Source organism: Burkholderia sp. Ac-20344, assembly GCF_017104975.1.
Classification (GTDB): Bacteria; Pseudomonadota; Gammaproteobacteria; order Burkholderiales; family Burkholderiaceae; genus Burkholderia.
This window is the reverse complement of sequence record NZ_JAAGPP010000343.1, coordinates 1-1,872: the sequence shown is the minus strand read 5'-3', so window position 1 is coordinate 1,872 and position 1,872 is coordinate 1. Positions and strand designations below refer to the sequence as shown.

Annotated in this window: 2 protein-coding genes; both read left to right on the top strand. The window is 65.0% G+C overall.

What is annotated here, in order from left to right:
• On the top strand, positions 1–430 hold a 430-nt coding region (locus G3N64_RS39010; RefSeq protein WP_205788883.1), incomplete at its 5' end, for a hypothetical protein.
• Between the two features lie 53 nt (positions 431–483).
• Positions 484–1,569 carry a helix-turn-helix transcriptional regulator gene (locus G3N64_RS39005; RefSeq protein WP_241021440.1) on the top strand — a complete coding sequence of 362 codons (1,086 nt, stop codon included), beginning with the start codon at positions 484–486 and terminating at the stop codon, positions 1,567–1,569.
• Positions 1,570–1,872: the final 303 nt, after the last annotated feature.

Sequence of the window (1,872 nt, the reverse complement as noted above, 5' to 3'; positions counted from 1 at the left end):
GCGACTTGATACCAATTCCGCCGGCAAGATACTCGTCAACGATGCGTTGCTTGAACTGCTCGTTGTACTTCGTCATGAAAAACACCCCAAAGGTTGGACGGGTGTCCAACTTTTGGGGTGCAGTTCAGGAGGCGCCTTGGTTGTCGTCTGGATCGGGCATTCACCCGATGCAATTGCTAGATGCGAAACGAGCCACGGCGCAACAGAGGGCGTCCGTGGTGGTGCAGCGAGATCGTGGTGTTTCGAATCGTCATGCGCCGCATCATGGCATACCCTGATCCGGATGAAAAGCGGCGGCACCGCGCGCGCCGGATTCGATTGGGTTGCGAAGCCGGAAAAACGACCATTACGTCTGACGATAAGCGGTGGAAAACGGGATATTTCGGTCAAACGCGAACGAGTGATTCAAACGATGGCGTCGATTGACTAAGATGCGCAGAAGACGTTAGACAAAAACGCACGGCGCGGGGTGGCCAGATGCAAATGAACGGGTTGATTCCATCGGCATGGATCGATGACGTCTACGCTGCGGCGCTGGGCGATCAACGATGGGAAACGGTGCTGGACGGGCTGCGATCGTGGGTCGGCGTGCGCATGGTCACGCTGCTGTCGTTCGACGACGCGGCGAGGGTGCCGGCGATCGAGCAGGCGGCGGGCGACGACGCGTCATGGGTCGCCGCGTGCTACCACACCTACAACACCGAGTTCTACCGGTACGACCCGGTCGTGCCGGTTGCCGCCAACTGGCCGGCGGGCCGCTGGTTCGAGGACGTCAAGCACCTGTCTGCGCACCAGCGCGCGCACAGCGTGTTCTACCAGGAATTCCTTCACCCTTACGGGCTCGGCAGCATCTCGGGCCTGTACATCCATCGCAGCGAGGGCTCCGGCGCATTCCTCAGCGTCCAGGGCGGCCCCGAATCGCAAGGGCTTTCCGACGATCAGCGCCACGCGATCGAAAACATGGGGATGCACATCAGCCGCGCGCTGCAGATCCAGGCGCGGATCGGCGAGCTCGAAGCGCGCGTGGCCGCGGCCGAATCGGCGCTCGATGCGATTCCGGTGCCGGTGTTCCTGCTCGGCGCGCAGCGCGAGTTGCGCTACACGAATCGCGCGGCCGATCAACTGATCGCGGCGGAACCGGCGCTGCGGGTCGTGAACGGGCGATTCGCGCCGGAAGGCTGCGTCGACGATGCGCAATGGCGGCACGCGTACGCGCGCGGCGGGCTGCTGTTGCGGCGCGCCACGGGCGAACCGCTGCCGCTGGCGCTGATGCCGGTGCCCGAGCAGTCGCGGCTGACGCGCGAGCGGCCGGGCGTCGCGACGCTGATGACGGCCGCCGACCTGCGTTCGCCGTCGGCCCGCGCGCAGCGGCTGCGCGTGTTCTACGGACTGTCGTCGGCGGAGGCCGACCTCGCCGTGCTGCTGTGCTGCGACGGGCTGTCGCCGCAGGAATGCGCTACGTTGCGCAGCGTGTCGATCGGCACGATCCGCACGCAGATCAAGTCGATCTACGCGAAGACGGCCGTGGCGCGCGCGGCGCAACTGACGTCGCTGGTCATGCAGACCTGACGGCGCGGGGCAGGCGTGGGCGTAGGGCGCCAGAGTATCGGCAACAGTGTGCGCAGAAAATCAGCGACTTACGTCCAGTCGCGCCACCGGTGCCGGGGCGGTGCGTCGGAGCTTGTGCGATTGGTTTACTGCGGCGCCAACGTAGTGGCATTTCGTTGTGCCCGGTTGACTGCGGCCGACCCGGAGCAGCCGTCGGGCTATCCCGGAAGCAGCCGTTCGCGGGACGCAGAGCAGCGACAGGAGCAATCGTGGCTCCCCTTTCTTACGAGCTGCTCGTTCCTCCATTCAGCTGGCTCAAAGAAC

Bases quoted from the DNA above. Each gene is read 5' to 3' on its own strand.
- G3N64_RS39005 (WP_241021440.1), top strand. From the start codon at position 484: ATGAACGGGTTGATTCCATCGGCATGGATCGATGACGTCTACGCTGCG.